Origin of the sequence: Burkholderia sp. AU4i (assembly GCF_000466765.1) — a bacterium.
Lineage (GTDB): Bacteria > Pseudomonadota > Gammaproteobacteria > Burkholderiales > Burkholderiaceae > Burkholderia > Burkholderia cepacia.
The window spans coordinates 1-19008 of record NZ_ASSI01000277.1; the positions used below are offsets into that span (position 1 = coordinate 1).

At 60.2% G+C, this 19008-nt stretch carries 18 protein-coding genes, 1 tRNA gene and 2 pseudogenes; 8 read left to right on the plus strand and 13 right to left on the minus strand.

Going from position 1 to position 19008, the window contains the following annotated elements; translation table 11 throughout:
• Window positions 1-443: 443 nt before the first annotated feature.
• The 3 genes from L810_RS40245 (at window position 444) to L810_RS40255 (ending at window position 2087) form a co-directional block, all read left to right on the plus strand.
• Window positions 444-908: a hypothetical protein gene (locus L810_RS40245; RefSeq protein ID WP_021163871.1), complete on the plus strand. Its 465-nt coding sequence runs from the start codon at window positions 444-446 to the stop codon at window positions 906-908.
• A 274-nt stretch (window positions 909-1182) separates the two neighbouring features.
• Window positions 1183-1593 carry a hypothetical protein gene (locus L810_RS40250; RefSeq protein ID WP_051392391.1) on the plus strand — a complete coding sequence of 137 codons (411 nt, stop codon included), beginning with the start codon at window positions 1183-1185 and terminating at the stop codon, window positions 1591-1593.
• Window positions 1594-1814: 221 nt separating this feature from the next.
• Window positions 1815-2087 carry a hypothetical protein gene (locus L810_RS40255; protein WP_021163873.1) on the plus strand — a complete coding sequence of 91 codons (273 nt, stop codon included), beginning with the start codon at window positions 1815-1817 and terminating at the stop codon, window positions 2085-2087.
• A 47-nt stretch (window positions 2088-2134) separates the two neighbouring features.
• Here the strand turns inward: L810_RS40255 and L810_RS46590 are convergent, their stop codons facing one another.
• The 3 genes from L810_RS46590 to L810_RS40270 form a co-directional block, all read right to left on the minus strand.
• The gene (locus L810_RS46590) at window positions 2135-2389 is read right to left on the minus strand and encodes an energy transducer TonB family protein (RefSeq protein WP_081712967.1); all 255 of its coding nucleotides are present in this window, start codon (window positions 2387-2389) and stop codon (window positions 2135-2137) included.
• A gap of 15 nt (window positions 2390-2404) precedes the next feature.
• Window positions 2405-2481: transfer RNA gene (locus L810_RS40265), tRNA-Ile, on the minus strand.
• Between the two features lie 100 nt (window positions 2482-2581).
• Entirely contained in the window at window positions 2582-2884 is a 303-nt protein-coding gene (locus L810_RS40270; protein ID WP_042978204.1) for an H-NS histone family protein, read from the minus strand.
• Window positions 2885-2917: 33 nt separating this feature from the next.
• Here L810_RS40270 and L810_RS47875 point away from each other — a divergent pair, with 33 nt between their 5' ends.
• Window positions 2918-3226: a hypothetical protein gene (locus tag L810_RS47875; RefSeq protein ID WP_155836471.1), complete on the plus strand. Its 309-nt coding sequence runs from the start codon at window positions 2918-2920 to the stop codon at window positions 3224-3226.
• Between the two features lie 179 nt (window positions 3227-3405).
• Here L810_RS47875 and L810_RS40275 read toward each other — a convergent pair whose 3' ends face one another.
• From L810_RS40275 to L810_RS40290, 4 genes are all read right to left on the minus strand, one after another.
• Window positions 3406-4050 carry a GAD-like domain-containing protein gene (locus L810_RS40275; protein ID WP_042978199.1) on the minus strand — a complete coding sequence of 215 codons (645 nt, stop codon included), beginning with the start codon at window positions 4048-4050 and terminating at the stop codon, window positions 3406-3408.
• Window positions 4047-5843: a polymorphic toxin type 15 domain-containing protein gene (locus tag L810_RS46595; RefSeq protein WP_021163878.1), complete on the minus strand. Its 1797-nt coding sequence runs from the start codon at window positions 5841-5843 to the stop codon at window positions 4047-4049. The genes L810_RS40275 and L810_RS46595 overlap by 4 nt, the downstream gene beginning before the upstream one ends.
• Window positions 5836-6948, minus strand: a complete 1113-nt coding sequence (locus L810_RS40285) for a DUF2169 family type VI secretion system accessory protein (protein WP_081712968.1) — start codon at window positions 6946-6948, stop codon at window positions 5836-5838. Before L810_RS40285 ends, L810_RS46595 begins: the two co-directional genes overlap by 8 nt.
• Window positions 6949-7018: 70 nt before the next feature.
• Entirely contained in the window at window positions 7019-9196 is a 2178-nt protein-coding gene (locus L810_RS40290) for a type VI secretion system Vgr family protein (RefSeq protein WP_021163880.1), read from the minus strand.
• A gap of 133 nt (window positions 9197-9329) precedes the next feature.
• Here L810_RS40290 and tssF point away from each other — a divergent pair, with 133 nt between their 5' ends.
• The gene (tssF, locus tag L810_RS40295; RefSeq protein ID WP_021163881.1) at window positions 9330-11207 is read left to right on the plus strand and encodes a type VI secretion system baseplate subunit TssF; all 1878 of its coding nucleotides are present in this window, start codon (window positions 9330-9332) and stop codon (window positions 11205-11207) included.
• Here the strand turns inward: tssF and L810_RS40300 are convergent, their stop codons facing one another.
• From L810_RS40300 to L810_RS40325, 6 genes and pseudogenes are all read right to left on the minus strand, one after another.
• Window positions 11208-11780, minus strand: coding sequence for a hypothetical protein (locus L810_RS40300; protein ID WP_021163882.1), 573 nt, complete (start codon window positions 11778-11780; stop codon window positions 11208-11210).
• Between the two features lie 21 nt (window positions 11781-11801).
• On the minus strand, window positions 11802-12179 hold the full coding sequence (locus tag L810_RS40305; protein WP_011661390.1) for a DUF3592 domain-containing protein: 378 nt from the start codon (window positions 12177-12179) through the stop codon (window positions 11802-11804).
• 524 nt (window positions 12180-12703) lie between these two features.
• A pseudogene (locus tag L810_RS40310) lies at window positions 12704-13270 on the minus strand (flavin reductase family protein); the annotation flags it as partial.
• A gap of 37 nt (window positions 13271-13307) precedes the next feature.
• Window positions 13308-14438 (minus strand): MFS transporter, encoded by a 1131-nt coding sequence (locus L810_RS40315; protein ID WP_218921754.1) that lies wholly within the window; start codon window positions 14436-14438, stop codon window positions 13308-13310.
• A 131-nt stretch (window positions 14439-14569) separates the two neighbouring features.
• Window positions 14570-15547 carry a quinone oxidoreductase family protein gene (locus L810_RS40320; RefSeq protein WP_021163887.1) on the minus strand — a complete coding sequence of 326 codons (978 nt, stop codon included), beginning with the start codon at window positions 15545-15547 and terminating at the stop codon, window positions 14570-14572.
• A 10-nt stretch (window positions 15548-15557) separates the two neighbouring features.
• Window positions 15558-16688, minus strand: a complete 1131-nt coding sequence (locus tag L810_RS40325) for an alpha/beta hydrolase (protein WP_021163888.1) — start codon at window positions 16686-16688, stop codon at window positions 15558-15560.
• A gap of 99 nt (window positions 16689-16787) precedes the next feature.
• Here L810_RS40325 and L810_RS40330 point away from each other — a divergent pair, with 99 nt between their 5' ends.
• The 3 genes and pseudogenes from L810_RS40330 to L810_RS40335 all read left to right on the plus strand — a co-directional run.
• The gene (locus L810_RS40330; protein ID WP_021163889.1) at window positions 16788-17681 is read left to right on the plus strand and encodes a LysR family transcriptional regulator; all 894 of its coding nucleotides are present in this window, start codon (window positions 16788-16790) and stop codon (window positions 17679-17681) included.
• Window positions 17682-18242: 561 nt separating this feature from the next.
• Window positions 18243-18626, plus strand: coding sequence for a DUF6402 family protein (locus L810_RS49470; RefSeq protein ID WP_257009037.1), 384 nt, complete (start codon window positions 18243-18245; stop codon window positions 18624-18626).
• Window positions 18627-18657: 31 nt separating this feature from the next.
• Window positions 18658-19008 (plus strand): annotated as a pseudogene (locus tag L810_RS40335) (hypothetical protein); the annotation flags it as partial.

A 19008-nucleotide genomic window follows, 5' to 3' on the forward strand; every position in this document is an offset into this window, starting at 1 on the left:
TCAGGCCGACCGGGACCCAAGATTCAGAGTCCCCACGTAGGGGTTGTGCCGGTGCTGCCTGGACTTCGGCAGAACTGCTGCCGCCAGTCCCCTGAGTTCGTCGTCCCGCGACTAAAGGAGCCTGCCGGCGGGCGTGTTCAAGGGCGGTCGCAAAGCCGCACGCGGAGCGCAGCCCGAAGGGCGAGCACCGAACGGGTGCCGCGGCCGGCGAAGCGAACCCTTGAATACGAACGACGGTGGGCTACGGTCGCGCTTGGGACGGCGAGCTCAGGGGACTAGCGGTACGCGGATCATTGAGACAGCACGGGCTCGCCGCGCGGCGAGCGCCCCCTCGAGCGGCCGTGGCCGCGAGACTGGTCAGGTAGGTGCCGCGTGTCGCGGTCGTTTGCGACACGCGGTTGCGCTATGCTTTGGCGTGATCTTGTGAAATCCGAGACAAGTCGATGCTCATCCGTGAACAGGGACGCTTTATCAAGGTGCTGCGCGTCGAACCTCCCACGCAGCCCCCGACCAGGGGGCGCCGGCGCGAACACGTGCTCGGCACGTTTCGCGCCGACGAGCCGATACCGCCCGAGCTGCTCGGCGCGTTGAGCCACGACGAGCGCAAATCCCTCGAGCGCTGGATTGCGGTCTACAAGGAGAGCCAGGCGCGCACGGATGCACGCAGGACGCTGGCCGCAGCGCCAGCGAACCTTGCGTCGCTCGTCAGCGCACTCGAGGTGGCGGCCGACACGTTGTCGGCCGCCGATGCGGACCACCTGTGGATGCAGTTGCAGACGATCGCTCGCACGTTGAAGCGCGCCGGCCATCCGCGGCCGCGCACCGAGCGCCGGCCGCCGGCACCGCCACCGGGACAGCAAGACTTCTTCGGCGAGTGCGGCGAGCTCGAGCAGCTCGCCGAACAGTAAGCACGCTTCCGTCCAGGTCAACCACATGCATCCACACCGCATCGTCGAAGACACAGGCCGCACGCGGATCCCGACTCGGCCTGCCAACAATCGGGGCGACCAACGCTCGACGTGGCACCGCTGGTGTCTACGCGTGCTCCGTGTCTTCAAATCACCATTCAAGATCCATTGAGAGGTCTGACGAGAGATCGCCATGTCGAACCGACGCGCACCTTCATCACGACGACACCATCCATCCGCGCGCGCTAAGCTCGCTCGGAATTTGTTGCTACCGATGCCCCGGCAGAAGGCGGAGGAAGTCGCATTGCAGTATCACGCGGCATTCCAGGCGCTGCGCATGGGCCGCGGCTCGGCGCACGGACTGGCTGTTCTACTGCAGCTGGTTGTGCTTGCGGGTTTCGTTGACGAAGCCCGCAAGCAGGAATTGCGGGTAGAGGTCATGGCGGCCACCGAACGCGGCATCAACGCCGCGCTCGAGCAGGGCAGGACTTGCGGCGAGTGGGTGCTGGATCCGCAGACGGATGAACTCGTCGCCGCGCTGATCGGGTGGCAAGATGATCAGCTGCGCGCGGCGCCGCTGGCGGTGTTCGCCGAGGCGCTCGAGCGGCTTGAGCGGATGCGTGACGGGCGGTCGTACGATCGACCGCCGGCACGGCGCTGCAGTGCCGGATACAGGCTCGGGTGAGCTCCCCGAATCGGCGCGCCGTCGACCGGATACTGCGAACTGCTCGCACCCCTGATATATATACAGTGCCTACGGCAGCAACGGCTTCCACACGGTGCGGAGAGCAGAATGGACAACCCGATTCGAGTGGGTGACTTTCCCGATCGCGAAAGCTTGACGCGGTCGACGTACGAGCGTGGCGACAGGCGCGCGGACCTGGTCTGCGCACCGCGGAGCGGAGCATGACCGCCGCGCCGATGCTCGAGCAGCGCGACACGATGGTCGCGCTCGGGTGGACCGTGGTGAGCGACTACGGGTATTCGCATCGGAGCGGCTGGACGATCGGCGTCTGCCGTGTACGCGGCAAGTGGGTCGTCGAGCTGTGGGATGGAACGTCTCTGCATGCCAACGTGGACTCTCCGGTCGCGGCCGCCCGGCTTCATCGGGAGCTCGTCGCCGTGACCGACTCGGACACGCCCGGCGACGTCGACGACCAGCACGAGTTGTCGAACTGATCAGGCGAAGGGCTCGGCAGCGGCCGGGCCGGGCCGGGCCGGGCAAATCAATCCCCGTCGTATGCCAGATCGTGCCACCGTTGCGAGGTGCCGCCACCTGACCCGAGTTGGCCCCGCGGAAACTGCTTTACGGCTATCGCGTGCAGCGCGCGCTCATCGCGCGCGGGATCGCCGCAGCTGCGGCGCACCTTCAGATCTCGAACGCGACCTTCGTCGTCCAGCCAAACACGCACCAGGACATTCCGGCGGCCCTCGCCCGATCGCGGGACTGCTCGAGACAACATGCGGTCGATCAGCGACATTGATGTCCTCTTCACTGGTGGGCCTGGCTAGACTTGAACCAGCGACCAATCGATTATGAGTCGACTGCTCTAACCGGCTGAGCTACAGGCCCGACTACATGGTCGGAGTGGGAGGGTTTGAGCCCGAGACCCCCTGGTCCCAAACTAAACCCGCCACCGGGCCGCTACACTCCGAGCGGCAAATTTGCCGTGTTATTCCGCGTCCGAGATCAAAAACCGATTGCGGTTCTTCGCACCTGCAATCCATTGTGGTGCTTTCCCACGCCCGCTCCAGGTGGCGCCGGACTTCGGGTCCCGGTACTTCGGCGCGATCGGCGCCCGCGCGGTCGACGCGCCTGCGCGCCGGCGACCAAAGAGTTGTTCGGGCGTGATGGCGTATTCAGCAATCTGTTCGCGAATTGTCGTGATGATGCTGTCAAGCTCGGCACGCCTCACTTCTTCGGCTTGCTTCAGCAATGCCTCTGCTTGTGCCTTCAGTTCTTGATAGGTAGCCATAGATGGGAGTGGATTTCCTTTGAGAGAAAGCTCTTGAAAGAGCGACCCATTATATGCGCGAGCGAAGTCGGTTTCGAAATCTTCCCGATCCAAGTCAACGGCATTGCACTTGAGGAAATGCTGAAGCATCATTGCGACGCCGCCAACCAGCCCGCCGATCCCAACGAATACGCCGGCAGTCTTATTTATGCTCCCGACAAAATGGCCAAGCCACGCTGCGACTCCAATCGTGATGATTCCGTAGCCAAGCACTGCGAGTGGGCTGGCACCGGGTACAAGAATGCTAGTTGGTTCCGTAAAAATAATCTCCTATCTCTCAGGTTTCCTAACCATTTTACATAACAGATACTAACGTCGTTTTGATTGATGGCGACGCTAAATCGGAATGTTCGCTCTCGTGTCCCACACTGTTCGACTACCGGGTGTCACCGAATTCCTCGAGGCGAACTTCAACGTCATTGCCCCTCATTTCAGCGACACGCCTGCGCAAGCCGTTCGGCATTCGTAATGGACGTTACCGATCAGATTGGAGTATTGAGGAACGGAATCTTCGGCGGCGCAAGCTGCCGCAGGATCGTCAGGTGAACATCCAGTTTGACCTTCTTTAGATGGTCGAGATTCACTTGACCGCCGACAATCAGGGCAGGCTCAAAGCCATACATCTCATCCGGGTCAAGCGGTCCTAGTTTGCTCGCAGCGCGTTTGAATAGCGGCTGCTTCGCATCGTCCTTAAAATCGCATTCACTCGGCGTCTTGGCACCGAAGAACGTCTGCACTCGAAAGTCGGGATTCTTGAGCTGGCCCTTCAAATCTTTTTCCAGCGCAATAAGAGAATGCGTCGGGCATGAAACCGTCAAGCTCGGCCCTGTTTTCTCGCCCCATGCATACAACTTCCCGAACGCGGTCCGCGCGATGACGTGGTAGCTATCGACCTCCTCGAAGATCGTGTCCTCAAGCCACATATCCAAAACGTCTTCATACTCGTCGGGATTCACGATCGAGAACAAGCCGTCCGCGAAACTCGCCCACCCTTCTTCAGACCAATACTTCAAGAGCCGAGCAGGCAGCTTCTTGTCGAACTTCTCGAAGCTGGCTTGAGGGACCTCGACGCGGCTCGTCGCTTCTCCGAAATTCTCGATAAACAACTCAAAATCTTCGTCTCTCATCTCATTCCCTTTCCGCGACAAGGTTCTAGTTTGACGTTCATCAAGGCATCTCCCTTACCGCTCGAAATGGCGTCCTTAGCCCCCCCCTCCATCGTCGAGAGGCGATCGCCTTGGTTCCAACTCCCACCAATCGAAGAGTTGACACTCGTGCTTCCCATGCGGGTCGGATCCGGGTTCGCCCAGCCGCCTGCAACCATATCTGGCTCATGCAGTGCTGCGAGCGTGCTTGCAACCTTACTCGCACGCTCGGTTGCGGCACTCATAGCTTCCTTAGCGCCCATGCCAGAGCTTCTCAATGAATCGTATATGCTGCCTCGAACGTGATCAACAAATTCACTCCGCGTTGCCTCTTGCATCGCATCGGCCAACGGGTTGCGGCCCACCGCCTTATAGGCGTCCCGCGCGGCCTGGAACTCGTTGGCCGTCAAGCTATTGATCGCGTCCTGCTGACCTCGCAATTGCTTAGCGTATTCTCGCAGATATCGTCGTTGTTCGGCTGCCGATAGCTTTTTGAAACCGCGTTTATCGTAGGGATGGAAACAAGGCACTTTCTTCTCGGGCAGCCGCTCCTTCGGTTTGACATGCACACCTTCGTCCTCGCCCGCCTTCCTCGGTAACGCCCCCTCTGGCGTGTGCGGCGTTTCGCCTTCCGGTACCGTAGGCTTCTCTGCTGCGGGCGAATGCGGGGTCCCCGCCTTTGGCGCGCCAGAAACTTCGGACCCCAAAGCCTTCGCGGTTTGCCCTGCCTCCGACTCGACGACTGGAGCGAGTTTTCCGGTTCCGGCAAACTTACCTGCGTCCGCGATTTTCGCCCCTTCGTTTACAACCTCAACCCCTCGCCCGACCTTCGCTACCGTCGCCACTCCTTTAACTGCACCGCCGAAGGGAATAACCGCGGAAGCTAGGACACCCGCCTTCTCGGCATCCGTCTTGGCCGGGGCTAGATCTCCGACGTGACCGAACTGCATCATCTCGTCTGCATCACTCGCCAGCTTGTTTGCCCTGCAAACATCGCCCGCCTGGTAAGCAGTCATTGCGGCGCGATTCATTTCATCCGCTTGAATTGCGATGGGCGTCACCATGCCGGTCTCATCGCCAGAGTACTTACTCGCAGAGACAAAAAGGTTCCACATATCCCCGGGGAGATTGACGATCCCCTTCCCGATGCCCTTGGCAAACTCCCCGGGATGCTCGCCGGACGCGACATCTAAACGATGGAATGTGTCTACAGCCGATGAGGCCGCATCCTTAGTCCTTTGCCACCACGTTCGTTTATCGTTCGCTTCAGCTATCAGCGATTGGAGTGCCGCGTTTGGCTGACAGGTCTTCGATTGAACCGGAACCGTCTCAGTAGTGATTTTTCCCGGGGCACCACCGTTACCAGATGCGTCGCAGTTAATCTTGCAAGCACTGCCGTCCCTAGCTACCTTCAGACCGTTGACGATCACGTTGCTTTGACCGGACAGAATCTTGACGTAGCCGCCGCCGAGCGATGTACCGGAGACAACGTGCTGTCCCGCGTCTCCTAAGACGCCTTGATGCAGATCGCCGACTCGGTAGACCGGTTTTCCAGCTGCGAAGACGTTAGGCGAGGCAGTTTGCTTGTTATTGATGAATGCATAGCTGTCGAAGGGAACAACGCTATTTCCGACCTTGCAAAAATCGGGGGCGGTGGTGAAAGCCTTCCAGCGATCTTCGTTGGCGATGTGTCGCGATGTGCTGTTGACGGTGGAGGAATTAGTTTGAGCGCCGCCTCCTGAATCTCCGGCGTTCGATGAAGTCTGGTCAGCCATGTGCGTGCTCCGACATCGGATTCAGGAACGCTGTCACGCCCAATCTCAGAAAGTTGACGGGATCGGTCCGATCGAATCGTTCCCTCCATACCAGCGAGACTTGTCGTTCATCAAGATCAATAGCAACGGTGTCCAGGTTGAGCGCGCCGACACGCCCTGCACCGTCCCAAGTCGTCATCGCCATCATGACGCGGAGACTTGGCAAGCGCATGGTCACGCGTCCTTCCGGCAGAAGTCCCGCCATGATGATCCTCTCATCACCGGCCAAATAGCCCGGGTAGATCAAATCAGGCGGTGCACTCTGGTAAAAGCGGGGATTGAAATCTTCGGGAACGTTTGGGTATACCTCTGCGCGCCAACGGTCATCGTACGTTCCGGCGTAGTCGATGCGCGGAGAGCACCAACGCGCAACTGGACCAAAGCCCTGAGCAGCACGTTGCTGCGACGGGTGGCGTACGGGGTCCATGGGGTCATCAATTTGTGGCGCGGCAAGCACCTTGAGCTTGCTAATCTCGGCAGCAATCTGACTACGTGCATCCTTCGATAGCGTCTTCAGCGCCTCCTCGTCTGGCAACCAACCGCAACCTGCCGGGTTGTCGCGCTTGTACACATACTCCACCGCGGCCTCTTCAGACTCACTTGCATACGTGCCACCAAAGGCCAATCGGTAGTCGAGCGGAACAGCGTTCGTTGGCGTAGCCCTAGTCAGACGCCAACCGAATAGTCCTCGAACAAATTGGCGAGGTCCATGTAGCCGCAGGATCTTTTGCATCGACTCCACCTGCAATCCGGCCATCCAGTCGGCTTTCATTTCGTCATGCGCGCTGCGAGCAGTGCCCGTCAAATAAACATCCGTGGCTGGCTTATAAAGTACCCGGTCACCCTCGCGCTTAAGCACCGCTTTCAGCGGAGCGCTATCGACTTCGCCGTCAAATTCATCACCGTCGACGATGGGTTTTTGCTCCGTCGCTAACGTAATGGGCTTGCCATCCCGCGAGAAATTAAACGTGCCCCGCACTGCGAGTACATCGTACGCTGCTCCGCCTTCTCCTATTTTCTCGAACCAGGCGTACGGTAACCCACTGTCATTTGTGATTACAACCATTGCGCCCCATCATGCAAAGAGTCAATTTCCCGAGCATGCTTACGCTCCGCGACGCCCACTAGAAAAATACTTAGTTGTCCTTTTGAGAACCCGGGGCTTTTTGGGCCGTACCAGTGTTGAGGTACACGTCGTTGGGGGCATCCGCATGAATCTTGTTTGCTGCCGGGAGGTGAATTTCTTTCGCTTCAATATGGACTGCGTCGGGCAGTAGAGTGATCTTGGAGGTGCCGCAAATAAGTTCAATACGGTCCCCAGCCTGCATTGTTATCGTCTTGCCGACTTTCACTTCCCACGACTTTCCAACTACCGTGCTTTTTGACAGTCCGACTTCTTCGGCCTGCGCCAGCCCTACCATGGTATTCATTGCGCCACCGACAGCGACGTTGTACCCGGCGCCGATTGTGAGTGCCTTGGCGAGCCCGATCGTCTCGGTTGAAGCAAGCGCGATCAGAAGATTCTGCAAACCTTCGATCGTCTCATTTCGGTTACCTCCGACCGTAAGGGTCTCATTGCTACCAACGCGTTCGGTACGGTCCACGCCGATCGTGATGGTCTCGTTGTTGTCGACCGTCTCGGTCCGATCATGACCAACATGCACGGTCTCGTCGTGATCGATGTTCTTCTTGCGATCGTTCCCGACCCAATGCGACTCGTCGTGCTCGACCTCGATCCGCTGATCCTTCTCGGCGTGCAACCACACCTCTTCGGCACCCTTCTTGTCCTCGAAGCGGATTGCGTTGGCGGTATTGACGTTCCCGGTCTTGGTCGAGCGTGTGAGAATCCCGCTCTGCGTCGCATTCGCCGGCAGCCCCCACGGCGGCATGTTTGCCGAGTTGTAAACGCTTGAGATGATCAGGGGACGGTCGGGATTCCCATCGAGGAAAATTACGACCACCTCGTCTCCGATCCGCGGAATCTGGATCATCCCAAATCCGCGACCGGCCCATGGTTGCCCAACGCGGACCCAGCATGAGCTGCCTTGATCGCGTTTGCCCAGTCGATCCCAATGGAACTGCACCTTCACACGGCCCAGATTGTCCGTGTAGATTTCCTCGCCCTCGGGCCCGACAACGACCGCAGTTTGCGGCCCAATGATCGACGGTTGCTCGATCGTGAATGCCGGCCGATACGGAATCTTCTTGCGAATGCAGGTGAAGCTGCACTGGTAGGTCGCGGCACCCTCTCCGGCCTGGTAATTGTTCGTGCCGCTATGCGTCACCGTCGTCAGCAGGAACTGGCGATCTTCAGGCTGGGTGCTGCCGTGGTCGTAGTGATCGTCGAGCTCGAAATACAGGCAAGGCGACAACCGCCGGCTCGTGCTCGTACCGATGAAAATCTTGCTGTGCGCGGCAAGCGCTTGCGTCCTGAAACGCGTCAACGCTTCACCGCGATCGCTGTCGGGAAAGCCGTGCTCGCCCAGGTAATCGTAGACTTCGTACGAGGGAACGTCTCCCTGGTCGACTTCCGTGCCACCAGACACATACCTGCGCGCGTGCGGCACCTTGTAATCGAAGGTTTTCAGTCCGACATGCGTGGACTCGAGCTGGCGGCTCGCCTGAAATGTGGTGACCACCGCCAGATTGTCGAGCGCCTCGCCCTTCGTGTACTGCAGCACTGGGCTGCGGCCGCCGATCGGCTTCGCGGCAACCGAGTTATCCGTGATGATGAGCTTGTGATCGTCCTTCGCGTGCTCGAAGAAGAAAAACAACCCATCTTCCTGCATCAGGCGCTCGACAAATTCGAGATCCGTCTCCCGATACTGCGTGCAGTAGCTGCGGTTCTTGGTCGCCTTCGACAGCCGGAATTCGAACGACGCGATCTTTCCGTATTCGCGAAAGACCTTCGAAAGGATCGCTTCGGTATTCTCTTCCTGAAATATCCGAATATCGCGGCTGCGCGAAAGCATCCAGAGCCAAGGCACGATGGTCGCACTGTAGACCGTGAAGCTACCGTCATGGTCGAGGTGCGAGAAGTTCGCCACGTACCCGTGGAAGTACCGCTCTTCCGAACTCGCCAACGCGTCAGTCAGCTGTAACGTAATCGTCACAGGTTGGCCGATCAGCTTTTTCAGTTCGATATTCGAATCCTGGGAAGCAAGCCGAACATGGAACTCGAAATTTTGAGATAAACCCTCGGTTCCCTGAAAATCGACGAGCACCAGATCAGACCGCCCTTTCATTGGCGTCTGGATGGTGAACAGCCGGTTGCTCTGTAGCCCAAAAAAGCCTGGAATATCTGACAGTTGCATGGCGCCCTCGGAACCCCGCATCGGAACGGCAGGATATTATTCGTCGTGGGATTTTAAACTGCTTGCCCCCAGGAGGATCAAGTTTTGCATTTCTTGTACCTCGAATATGGGGACCGAGCCGTACGGAAGGTGAATGGATAACCTGCTGCCCCATTACGAATACGAAGTCGGTCTACTCTTGCGCGGCGTCGCGGAATTTGCCCGGCGTTATCCGAAGATTGGCGCTCGACTCGGTATCGCCAATGGCCAGGGCGACCTGCATGTCGACAGAATGATCCAGACGTTCGCGCTCCTGGCCGCCCGTATCGACGCGAGGCTGGAGGACGCCTACCCTGAGTTCACCGAGTCTTTACTCGAAATGTTGTACCCGCAGTACTTGCGCGCCGTGCCGGCCTGCGCGATTGCGCAATTTGACCCAGCTAATCTATTCGGGCAGCTGACGGTGCCATTCACGATGCAACGTGGCACCGTGCTCGATGCCAATGCGACCGCCTGCCGATTTCAAACGGTGTACGACGTGACGCTCTCGCCGCTTCGCGTCCACTCGGCCCGCTTTGGTCCAGCGACGATGGTCCCAGCGGCGGTCCGGCTACCGGCCAATGCCTCTGCAATCCTCTCGGTTACATTCGCGAGCGCAACGCCCACCGAGACCTTCGACGAAGCGATACCGTCTGGCAAGGTCCGCATTCATCTGGCAGGTAGTCGCGCTCGTGTCGCCGCGCTCACCGACGCGCTGCTGCTCCGCACGGCCAGCGCGTATGTTGAGGTCGATCAAAGCGGTCGCTGGACGGTATTATCAAAGGTCCCCATCGAATCAGTCGGATTCGCCGAACATGAGAGGCTACTCCCGAAGGAATCATCCAACACGTCGGACGCATTCGACACGCTGATTGAGTCCTTCGCATTCCCCGAGAAATTCGATTTCGTCGACATCGACCTTGGGCGAATCCGGCGCGCGGCGCGCGCGCCGCAAGCACGCCAACTGACGTTGCACCTGGCCATTCGCGACGCACCGGCAGCAGCGCCTGCCGCCCTCGCGCTGAGCGACCTCGACGCCGCATCGATCAAACTGTTTTGCACGCCGGTCGTCAATCTGTTCATGCGAGACGCGACGCCGATCCAGCTCACAACCACCGACCGGGCCTACCCCGTGACGCCCGAGCCCCTCGAGACCGGCGCGCCGCTCGACGTGTACTCGATCGACTCCGTTCATTTGGGCGATCGGACGCAGTCCGAACACGAAAAAGGGGCTTCGTCGTCCACCGCTGCGCCGCGAACGGCCGTGTTGCCCTACCGCGCGTTGAGCCATGGCCGGCAACCCGATCCTACCGTCGCTTATTGGACGGCGTTTCGCGATCCGTATGCCGCGGCGGGAAATGCGCGTCCACCTATTCTCCTATCGCTCATCGGGCTGGACGGGGCCGCCGCCCAGGTGCGGCATCCCCAAATCGACATCGACGTCACCGCCACCAACGGCGAACTCCCTTCGCGGCTGCCGATCGGCGCACCTGACAGCGACCTGGTTCATGAAGGTGCAGCGCTGGCTTGCCCGATCCGGTTGCTGACGCAGCCGACCTTGCCCTGCTCGCATTCGCGCGGACACGGCGCGTTGTGGCGCGTGGTGGCGGGTCTGTCGCTACACCCTTTCGATCTTACCCAGACCGGACTGAAGGCGTTCAAGGATTTCTTGCGCTTGCACGCGCCACGCACGAACATCGTCGCTCAACGCAGCATCGACGCGATCGTCGGACTGGATTACCAACCCGCAATGAAGTGGATGTCGCTCGACGGTCAGTTTCCGTCGTTCGTGCGGGGGATCGAAATCGTCGTAACGCTCGAGGACAGCGCGTTGCGCGACGTCACGTTGCATCTGTTCGCTCGAACGCTCGATCGGCTTTTTTCCCCGTATGCACCGACGAACAGCTACGTACAGCTCATCATCCGATCATCTCATACCGGCCAGGAATTGCATCGCTGCCCTGCCCGATCCGGGACGCGACCGGTGATCTAGTCAATGCAGATATCCGACCAGGATCCCGGCGCCGGCGCCGGCTTGCAAGCCAACCGTCGTGCCACCCATCAGCAGGATCGCCGGAGCATGCGCAATCGCTATCTCGGCGAGCCATGCCATCGCTGGATTCGACAGCCCGAGGGCAAGCTGCGCGGAATTGATCCCGAGGATCATGGCGGAACCCGCCTTGCCATAGCCGATGCCGACACCACCGTCGAGATAGACCGTAGCGCCTTGAAAGTCGCTCTTGGTCAGCTCGGTGCCGCTGAACGCCGGCGCCATATAGATGAGCCCCGCGCTGTCGAACGACTTGGCAGAGCCTGCGCCTCCGACCTCGCGGCCGGCGATCTTGGGAATCTTGAGCTCCGGCAAGGAAAACCGCAGAAGTTTGATCTTCGGAACACGCAGGCCGAAACCGATACCGACACCTACGCCGCCGTAGTAGAAATCGGTTTCCGTTCCAGCGGGGTCGGCCAGAACGATCGTGCCGCCCGACGCGACGACGAATTCGATGCTGACGCCGCCTGTCGCACCCGTCTTGTAGCTCCAGTTGCTTGGTCTCAGAATTGACACGGCCGATCCTCTCAGATGCTGTTATTTTTTTGGTGCCAGATTCATCGCCGCGAAGAGGATGAATCCAAGACCGAATATCGTCGCCATCAATGTCCAGTTCCACACGGCGCCAAACCGATCGATCGTCGCGGTTCGGGCCGGCGCCTCGGGCTGGTAAAGGACGGTGACCTTGTCGCCGACCTTGGTGCCGTAGATCATCCCGCCTTGCGGATAAGACACGCGCTCGCCCGTTTTTGTCACGAACTCGATCTGTGGGTGGCTCCCGCCCGCGTTGAGGCTGACCACCTCGCCGGGAACGGCGATCGCAGTCTGCAAAAAACCTCGCGTGGACCACCCGATGAAAGCCGCGATCACCAGAAAAACGACCCCGATCGCAATGCCTGCAATAGCCTTTGACATGAGCCCTCTCGATTTTTTGTCGTTCGACACGCGGCTGCATCCTGTCACTGCGCGTCCGAGCTGGATTTTAGCGCATTGCCACAGGCTCTCCGGACATCCTGGGATGCTCGAATGTATTCGGAGGACGACCGCGCCTGCAGGTCGAGTTTCACTTTCGGGCGGCTTCATGTCGCCGCTTTCGGCGCGTCTCCTCGGTCGTCGTAATGCTGATGAAATAGCAGCGTGCGCACCAATGCCCGCGACGAATCGTGTTCGGCGTGGCGAACCAGCGGTGGCCGCGCGCACATTCCCATTCCAACCGAGTTGAACTGTTCACGTATGTCTTCGAGACGCACTTCCCGCTCGCTCCTTCGCGATCGCTCGCATCAGGTCGATGCCGAGCTTGCCGGTGTCGTGCGCGCACGCGGCGCACCAATGACCGCGGACAATCGCTCCGGGATAGGCCCACCAACGATGACCTCGCGCGCACTCCCATTCGAGTCGCTCGCTGGCTGTGATGCCCCGGGGGTCAGCTCATGGCTGTTTGCGTCCAGTTCTTCGCCGATGGCGTAGAAGCGCCCGCCAGCTATGTAGTGCAAGCTGCGCAACGCCGGGGCCGCGATCTCGAATTTCCACCGCCCCGCGCTGAACACGCGCTGGTCAGCCCATGCGCCGACAATTTCAGCGATGAACAGGTCGTAGGTGTTCTGGTTCTCCGGTACGGGAATGATCTTGCAGATGAGCCAGGCCGAACAGCCGGCGATGAACGGAAGATCCACGTCAGCAATGCGTTGCAACTCGATCCCGCAGTGCTGGAGCTTCTCGGGATCATCGAAACCGCTGCGATGACCAGCCTGATAGACCAACTCCAACTGGGCAGCAGTGGGTATCTGGATGACGAAGTAACCGCTTTTCTCGGCCAGTTCGCGCGTCTTGGACTCCCTACCCAGTACCGCCGTGAGCTTGGGAGGGGACGTGTCGAGGCCGCAGACCCAGCTTGCGGCCATGACGTTCGTTATCCCGTCATAGCGCGCGGATGCCAAAGTCGCCGGGCCGTGGTTGAATAGCAGATAGGTTTGCTCCAGCGGCACCGGCTGGATGTTTCCCGGCAATGGTGTTTCACAAGTCATGTGTCCTCCCTTTACGGCATCAGGCGGCATGTGACGCTTGCGCACGCGAGGTCCAGAAGGCCAGCACCGCCGCGATCAGCAACACGACCGCGCTGGCGAGGAAGGTGACGCGATAGCCACCGCCGTCGAACAGCAGGCCGCCCACGGTCGAACCCAGCGCGATCGAGAGCTGGATCACTGCCACCATCAGGCCGCCCCCCGCTTCGGCATCCTTGGGCAACGACCTGGCCATCCACGACCACCAACCCACGGGTGCCGCGGTGGCCACCAGCCCCCACAGCCCCAGCAGCACGAAGGCCGCCGTGACGCTGCTGCCCAAGACAATCAAGGCCAGTGCGATGGCCGCCATCAGCAGCGGGATCGCCACCAGGGTGCGGTACATGCCCCTCTTCAGGAACGTGCCGATCAGCGTAGTGCCGATGAAACCAGCGATGCCGATCACCAGCAGGATCATCGACAGCGTGGTGACATCCACTCGGGTGACGGTTTCCACGAATGGGCGCACGTAGGTGAACAGCACGAACTGCCCCATGAAGAACGTACCGACACCGAGCATCCCCAAGGTCACCAGGCGACTCTTGAAGAGCCTGAAGACGTTGCCGGAGCCGGCCTTGCGCGGCTCGGCCTTCATGGAGGGCAGGCTGATCCATTGCCAGACCAATGCAAGCAAGACCACAGGCACCAGGCAGAAGAAGGCGCCGCGCCAGCCGATGACGCCGCCGAGGTAGCTGCCCAGCGGCGCGGCCACCACGGTTGCCAGCGCGTTGCCACCATTGAAGATCGCCAGCGCCTTGGGCACGCTACGGGGCGGCACCAGCCGCATAGCGACCGCCGCCGACATCGACCAGAAGCCGCCGACCACCACGCCGATCAGCGCGCGGCCGATCATGTAGACCACATAGTTCGGCGCCAGCCCGACCACGAGGCCGGAGATGCCCATGAGGCCGGTCATCAGAAGCAGCAGCGTCTTGCGGTCCATGGACCCCGCCAGCGATGAAATCGACAGGCTGGTCAGGACGGCGAATGCGCCCGAAATGGCGATGCCGTATCCGGCCAGCCCTTCGCTGACCCGCAGTTCACCGGCAATCGGCGTCAGCAGGCTGACGGGCATAAACTCCGAGGCGATCAACGCGAAGACGCATAGCGTCATCGCAAAAACACCCGCCCAGTAGGAAGGCTGTTCCCCGGCATCCCGCGAGCCCATGGCATCGCCTGCCGGAGCAGTGGAAACTTGTGCAGTCATTTAATCATCCGTAATTTCTATGGAGGTGCGTCTGCGGCTCATGCCACGGACAGCAGCACCTTGCCGATGGTCTGTCGGCCTTCCAGCAGCCGATGCGCTTGCGCGGCCTCAGCCAAGGGAAGTACCTGGAAGATCCTCTGCTGGAGCCAGCCGCTCCTGATACCTTCCATCACCTCGTTGGCACGGCCCAGCATTTCCTCGCGGGTCTGTACGAAGTGGCGCAGGTCGCCCCCCGACAGGGACAGCGATCGGCCCATGAGTGCATTCGGCGAAATCGGATCGACGGGGCCACTGGCCGCGCCGAAGATCACGATATGGCCGCGCAGTGCCGCCGCTTCCATGTTCCCGCTGAACGTGGATTTGCCCACGCCGTCGATGATGATGTCCGCGCCGTACCCGTTGGTCAGCCGCATGGTTTCCGCGGCGAAATCCTGCTCGGTGTAGAGGATCACGTCATGCGCGCCCGCTTGCCGGGCCGCTTCGGCCTTCTCCGCGTTGGACACCGAGCCGATCACACGGGCGCCCAAGTGCCGCGCCCACTGCACCAGCAGCAGGCCGACGCCGCCGGCCGCCGCATGGATCAGCACCACATCGCCAGGCGCTGGCTTGCGGAACTCATGGATCAGGTAGTGCGCAGTCATGCCTTGCAGCGGAAAAGCCGCGCCTTGCTCAAAGGACAGCGCATCCGGCAGCGGGATCAGGCTGTCGGCAGGAACCACGCACGCCTCGGCATAGGTCCCGGGCTGGCGCGCGAAGGCCACGCGGTCGCCCGGCTTGACGTTGGCCACGCTTTCGCCGATGGCCTCCACCACGCCCGATGCCTCCAGCCCTGGCACCAGCGGCAGCGGCTGGGGGTCAAAGCCCGTGCGCCAGTAAATATCGACGAAGTTGACGCCGATGGCCGCGATGCGAATCAGCGCCTCGCCGCGCGCCAAAGGCTTCAGCTCCCGCTCCTGCAGGGTCAGCACTTCCGGCCCGCCGTGGCGCTCGATCACGACAGATTTCACCTTGGTCATGATTCGCTCCTTACGCCGGCAGGTGCTGATTGAAGAAGGCGGTGAGCTTGTCCCAGGGGATCAGGTTCACGCGGTCGTACAGATCGACGTGATTGGCGCCCTTGACCCAATGCATCTCCTTGGGTTGGGCGGCGCGCTGGTAGGCGTCCTCGCTGAATTCCCTGGAGTGGGCCTGGTCTCCCGCAATGATCAGCAGCGGGCGCGGCGAGATCGTCTCGATGTCGTTGAACGGGTAGAAGTTCATGAACTTCACCTCGCTGGCGAGGGCGCGGTTCTGCGTCAGCTCCAGCGAGCGGCCTTCGGGCACATAGGCGCCGCGCTTGGTTCTGTAGAAGCTGTGGTACATCGCGGTCACGGGGTCGGCGTCCGCGGGCAGTTCGATCGGCAGGTAGTTCTGGAAGATCGTCTTGCCGCTGGTGAACTCCTCGTAGCGCAAGCGGGCGGCCTCGACCAGCTTCGCCTTTCGCTGGTCCAGCGTCTGCGACTTGCCATAGCCGTTGCGCGTGACCGCGCCCATGTCGTACATGCTGACAGTGGCGATGGCTTTCAGGCGCGGGTCGATCTTGGCGGCGCTGACGATGAAGCCGCCGCTGCCGCAAATGCCGATGCCGCCGATGCGCTCACGGTCCACTTCCTCGCGGGTGCCGAGGAAGTCCACCGCCGCGCTGAACGCTTCCGAATACAGATCGGGCGCCACGGCGTTGCGGGTGGCGCCTTCGCTTTCGCCCCAGAACGGCAGGTCGATGGCCATGGCGACAAAGCCCTGCTCAGCCATCTTGGTGGCGTACAGGTTGGCGCTTTGTTCCTTGACGGCACCCATCGGGTGGCCGACGACCAAGGCGGGCAGCTTCGCGCCGCCGCGTTGCTTGGGGATGAACAGGTTGCCCGCGACCTTCATACCGTACTGAGTGGGGAAGCTGACCTTGCGCAGGGTCACTTTGTCGCTCTTGTAGAAGTTGTCTGCGCCCACGGGCACGGCCGGCGTCTGCTGCGCCTGCGCCGCGAGAGCCGATGCTCCCGTGACGGAAAGGACGCCCAGCGCGGCAACGCCGACACCGGCGGCTTTCACGAAGTCGCGGCGGTCGGAAGCCTTGGCGGTCAGAACGTCGGTTTCATAGGGGGTGTCGATGATCGTGCTCATGGTCGGTGCTCCTTGAAAATCAGGGTTTCAATGTTGACGGAACCATGGGAATCTGATTAGTAGGTGCAATCTTGATGTAGTTGTGAAAAAATCTCAGGAATGGCGCATCCCAAAGTCAACGACCTCCAAGCCTTCCTGGCTGTCGCCCGCGACCAGAGCTTTACCAAGGCCGCAGCGAAGCTGGGCCTCACGCCGTCCGCCCTGAGCCACACGATGCGCACGCTGGAGGAGCGCCTGGGCGTGCGCCTGCTGGCGCGCACGACCCGCAACGTGGCGCCGACGGAAGCCGGGGAAAGGCTGATGCAGGCCATCGCACCACTGTTCGACCAGATCGCGGCCGAGGTGGAAGCCTTGGGAGAATTGCGTGACAAGCCCAGGGGCACGATCCGCGTGACCTGCACGGACGACCAGATCGAGCTGTGCATACGGCCCAAGCTGGCGAAGTTCCTGGAGGACTACCCCGAGATCACGCTGGAGCTGTATGTGGACTATGGCTTCACCAACGTCGTCGAACAGCGCTTCGACGCCGGCATCCGCATGGGCGAATCCATCAGCAAAGACATGATCGCCGTGCGGGTCGGGCCGGACTGGCGCCTGGCAGTGGTTGGATCACCCGCCTACTTTGAGCGCAACCCGGTACCGAAGACACCCCATGAGCTGACCCAGCATCGTTGCGTCAGTATTCGGCATCGGCCTGACGGCTCGATCTACGCCTGGGAGTTCGAGAAGGACGGCAATGCCTTCACGGTCAAGACCGAAGGCCAGCTTGTCTTCAACAGCATCATGCACGTCCTCAATGCAGCCGTGGACGGCATCGGCTTGGCCTACGTGCCCGAGGAACTGGTGGCGCCCTATGTGGCCGATGGGCGCCTCCAGGTCGTGCTGGTCGATTGGTGCCCTTATTTTCAGGGCTTCCATCTGTATTACCCGAACAGGCGGCAAACCTCTCCGGCGTTTTCGGCGTTTGTCGAAGCCCTGAAATATCGAGGTTGACCGATTGGAGGGCCAGGGGAGCCAAGGCCCTCAGGCGCCGGTCAAGCTATGCCTCGGTGAAGAATTTTTCGCCGCCGAAGAAGCGATTTGGCTTCGTGAAAATCGACAGGAAGACCGCACCATTGGGTGAGCGAGCCACATGGGTATGACCTGCCTGACTTCTTCGGACCATTTCAATCTTGGAGAACGGCCTCGATTGCTTCAGTTGAACAATATCGCTGGCGGTCGAGTCGATTGCTGTTGAGGTTCGTTAATTTTGCTACCAGAGGGGCACTAATGGCGCTACCGGCAACCGTCACATTGCATTGGTTCTTGTAGATTATTTCCGCTTCGACCAGCAAATTAGACGGTTGCCGCGCCACAGCCCTTCACGCATATCCGCTCGCTGATCTTGCAAATCCACCTTTCCCGGCCACTTTTGATGCTAACGCTGCGTTGGACCCCTTGCTCCAGGCGATAACACGCCAGCCCCATCGACAAGGGTTCGGAGCAAATTGCCGCCTCTCACCGGCACCATCACTGCTCCTGAAAGGCTTTCTCGTGCCCGCGTTTGCAAAATTAGTGCACTTGTTAGCAAAATTAGCGAACCTCAACAGCTACTCCTTCAATGACGGGAAGCCGGGATCGAGCAGTCAGTATTTGGGACACTGGAATAAAAGCGGCATGGTGATCACGAATGGCGGGAGAATTCGGGAGCTTCTGTACCGGAGCGGCGTGAACTCGAACCTCGGAAATTCGCCCGACGTCGAGTCCAAGATCAAATGGAAGTATCTGATTGATGATTTTCTAGATAAACCGATCGATACACGCAAAGGCGTCGTCAAAAAATTTAGAGCGTGTGACGTGCACTATCCCGTTTTCAATCGGACGTACAATGACTGGAGAAGCAAGCATAATCGTGGAGAGGATTTCGTGAATATTCAAACTTGCAATATCTCAAGTTGACCAATCCCATTAAGATCAGCCTCGGCGAAATATGCAGGTCACCAGAAAGCATGTAATCGCGATTGCACTAATCTTGGTGCTGGCGATTCCGTCTCTTGCGCTACGGAAGTCATACGAAGGCTGCGAGAGCTACACCCAGGCTCTTAACGGAGGGACGAAAGAGTTCGATGGCGAGAAGTACAAAATTGAGATGTGTGGGGCGCCTCGCTCTTTTGGCGATGGTGACGAAATTCGACTCCAGGTGATGGGGCCGGCGGGGGATGTGCTGGCGGAGCGGTATTTTGTGGTGCGCACGATCAACGATGCAGCACCCAGGGAACTGGAATACGAGGACGACAACATTTTCTACTACGACCAGTCGAAGTCGTCTCCGTTGCGCTTC

Coding starts and splice junctions, on each gene's coding strand:
- L810_RS40245 (WP_021163871.1), top strand. CDS start 444: ATGCTCATCCGTGAACAGGGACGCTTTATCAAGGTGCTGCGCGTCGAA.
- L810_RS40250 (WP_051392391.1), top strand. CDS start 1,183: ATGCCCCGGCAGAAGGCGGAGGAAGTCGCATTGCAGTATCACGCGGCA.
- L810_RS40255 (WP_021163873.1), top strand. CDS start 1,815: ATGACCGCCGCGCCGATGCTCGAGCAGCGCGACACGATGGTCGCGCTC.
- L810_RS46590 (WP_081712967.1), bottom strand. CDS start 2,389: ATGTCGCTGATCGACCGCATGTTGTCTCGAGCAGTCCCGCGATCGGGC.
- L810_RS40270 (WP_042978204.1), bottom strand. CDS start 2,884: ATGGCTACCTATCAAGAACTGAAGGCACAAGCAGAGGCATTGCTGAAG.
- L810_RS40275 (WP_042978199.1), bottom strand. CDS start 4,050: ATGAGAGACGAAGATTTTGAGTTGTTTATCGAGAATTTCGGAGAAGCG.
- L810_RS46595 (WP_021163878.1), bottom strand. CDS start 5,843: ATGGCTGACCAGACTTCATCGAACGCCGGAGATTCAGGAGGCGGCGCT.
- L810_RS40285 (WP_081712968.1), bottom strand. CDS start 6,948: ATGGTTGTAATCACAAATGACAGTGGGTTACCGTACGCCTGGTTCGAG.
- L810_RS40290 (WP_021163880.1), bottom strand. CDS start 9,196: ATGCAACTGTCAGATATTCCAGGCTTTTTTGGGCTACAGAGCAACCGG.
- tssF (WP_021163881.1), top strand. CDS start 9,330: ATGGATAACCTGCTGCCCCATTACGAATACGAAGTCGGTCTACTCTTG.
- L810_RS40305 (WP_011661390.1), bottom strand. CDS start 12,179: ATGTCAAAGGCTATTGCAGGCATTGCGATCGGGGTCGTTTTTCTGGTG.
- L810_RS40315 (WP_218921754.1), bottom strand. CDS start 14,438: ATGACGCTATGCGTCTTCGCGTTGATCGCCTCGGAGTTTATGCCCGTC.
- L810_RS40320 (WP_021163887.1), bottom strand. CDS start 15,547: ATGACCAAGGTGAAATCTGTCGTGATCGAGCGCCACGGCGGGCCGGAA.
- L810_RS40325 (WP_021163888.1), bottom strand. CDS start 16,688: ATGAGCACGATCATCGACACCCCCTATGAAACCGACGTTCTGACCGCC.
- L810_RS40330 (WP_021163889.1), top strand. CDS start 16,788: ATGGCGCATCCCAAAGTCAACGACCTCCAAGCCTTCCTGGCTGTCGCC.